The following is a 2,043-nucleotide window of genomic DNA, read 5'->3' on the forward strand; positions in this document are numbered from 1 at the left end:
TCCGACCCACCGTGCGCTCGCTTGAAAGAGCGATTGCGCTCCGCGCAATCGCACCCACCCTTCTGAGCAAGTTCGTTGAATTTAGTCCGCCGATTCTACGAGCGCGGCTATAGTAAAAATCAGATTTTGGAGTTGTTCCGTTTCATTGAATGGATGATGATTTTACAGTCAGAAGCTCAGCAAGAGTTTAACTCCCAAATTAGGCGAATAGAGGAGGAAAAACAAATGCCATACATCACCAGTTTTGAACGAGATGCGAAATTATAAATTGCTCGCGAGAATGTAATTGAGGTTCTGGAAACGCGGTTTTCATCGGTGTCAGATACTTTGTTCCAAAGAATAAATGCTATCAACGATCTTACGCTGCTAAAACGACTGCATAAACAAACTATCACTGTAACGTCAGTAGAAGAATTTCTACAAATGTTGGCAGCAGCCCAACCAGAAAGTTAACTTAATGGAAAATAAAAAAATCCAATTTTTAAAATTGAAGAATTAAAATAAAACCAAACCCATCGAATAGATTCCGCTCCTACCGTCGCGGAGCAAGCAAAACTTGTTATGCAATTCACCGAGACCCGCTACAACAAAGTCAGTGAATATCCCTTTCTAGGAGATTGAAACAATGACCGTTGAAGCTATCAACGCTACACTCTTTCCTGTGTTTCTATTTATCGTTTTCTTCAGTACCGCTTGCTGCTTCCTTTACACTCCTGCCGAAACAGATTACAATCAACACTCTACTGTTTCCACTGCTTCTTCTGACTCCAAAACTATTACCGTAAAGAACGAAATCTCATGCCCATCTTCATCTTACCCTCAAGTTGAATCCCCGGAAACATTGACTCAAAAACCTCCAGGGATAGAACCAAACCAGCTGATACCTGAAGCAGTTACTATCAATACTCAGTTGATTACTCTTCGACAAGCCCGAAAGATCGCCAGTGCCATCAAGAAAGCCGACCCTTCACTGGGTATCCAACAGAGAGTAAATGGCTCTGATGCTAGCGTCGAATGGTTGCGAATCCAAATCAAAAACCGTTTGTCACAAGCACCAGAACTGGTGACTCCCATTATTCTCGAACTGGCTCCTGCTGCGTCCGAAATTCAATCACAGTCTGCCAAAACTTCTCGTTCCAACCCTCATCACCGAAAAGCTAGTTAACATTATCCTTGCGAGATCGCTTGACCTATCCCCTTCAAAATTCTCATCACATCGTAAAGACGATTTCGCAAAGGCACCGGTGAAAAAATATCCGAAACATCATACTGAGGCATCCCTTGTCCAGATAACTTCACAAAAATAATCTCATTTCCGTTTGTCACCATGCCAAACACTGGTTTATCTGGATGAGGATTTGCCATCATATATGCCAGCGTTTGTGGAAGTGCTGACATCGCCGAGATAGTCGTCCGTTTCGACTCCAACAGCGTCACCCAAAACCGATTTTGCACCACTAAAACATCAATTCGACCCCGCCGGATTTCCGCATCTTCATCGTCTTCATCCAACACAATCTCAACCGATGCCTCCCCCCGCATCTTAAAAGGAGGGTCGTAAAAACCCGCCTTTTCCAGCAAAGGCGAACCCATCAACAACGTTACCGTTCCCTCAGTCAAGCTCCCGTCTGCTAGATGATATATATACCGCCGTCTGATTAAATCCAGATCGGTTTTTTCCGGATCGCTAATTTCCGGCAAATTTTCATACCATTCCGTGAACAATCGTTCATCTTCCGTGCGCCGAAGCTGGAAGCGGGTTTCTGCATCCGCCAACGTTTTTACCGCATCAGTAATGGCCGTTTTGAGTACCACTTTTCACATCCTGTCGTAATTTTTCTAACTTATCAGCCATAACACTACGTTGTTTGTGCCACCTTTTAAAATCTAGGCATCATCGCATTTTGAACCCCCGTGTATGGCAGACCTGGGGTGGCTTCAGGGTAAGTTTTCTATGTCGAGTTTGAGGTAGGAGCAAATGATTTGTGTTACCCAACCAGCAGCAGTCATGTCCTCAACTGCTCCTGCTGCTTCAATAATTGG

4 protein-coding genes are annotated in these 2,043 nt (G+C 44.2%); 3 read left to right on the forward strand and 1 reads right to left on the reverse strand.

The window, feature by feature from the left end; genetic code table 11:
* Positions 1 to 75: 75 nt before the first annotated feature.
* The 3 genes from LAY57_RS35405 to LAY57_RS35415 all read left to right on the forward strand — a co-directional run bounded on the left by LAY57_RS35405 (position 76) and on the right by LAY57_RS35415 (position 1,165).
* Positions 76 to 267, forward strand: a complete 192-nt coding sequence (locus LAY57_RS35405) for a hypothetical protein (protein ID WP_249072149.1) — start codon at positions 76 to 78, stop codon at positions 265 to 267.
* A 48-nt stretch (positions 268 to 315) separates the two neighbouring features.
* On the forward strand, positions 316 to 453 hold the full coding sequence (locus LAY57_RS35410; protein WP_249072151.1) for a hypothetical protein: 138 nt from the start codon (positions 316 to 318) through the stop codon (positions 451 to 453).
* 172 nt (positions 454 to 625) lie between these two features.
* On the forward strand, positions 626 to 1,165 hold the full coding sequence (locus LAY57_RS35415) for a hypothetical protein (protein WP_249072153.1): 540 nt from the start codon (positions 626 to 628) through the stop codon (positions 1,163 to 1,165).
* Between the two features lie 2 nt (positions 1,166 to 1,167).
* Here LAY57_RS35415 and LAY57_RS35420 read toward each other — a convergent pair whose 3' ends face one another.
* Positions 1,168 to 1,815 (reverse strand): type I restriction endonuclease subunit R, encoded by a 648-nt coding sequence (locus LAY57_RS35420; RefSeq protein WP_249072155.1) that lies wholly within the window; start codon positions 1,813 to 1,815, stop codon positions 1,168 to 1,170.
* Positions 1,816 to 2,043 lie beyond the last annotated feature (228 nt).

The sequence above is a fragment of the Argonema antarcticum A004/B2 genome, from assembly GCF_023333585.1.
In the GTDB taxonomy this organism is placed as follows: domain Bacteria; phylum Cyanobacteriota; class Cyanobacteriia; order Cyanobacteriales; family Aerosakkonemataceae; genus Argonema; species Argonema antarcticum.

What these genes read in the sequence shown, in the direction of transcription:
- LAY57_RS35415 (WP_249072153.1), top strand. Translation starts at nt 626, where the DNA reads ATGACCGTTGAAGCTATCAACGCTACACTCTTTCCTGTGTTTCTATTT.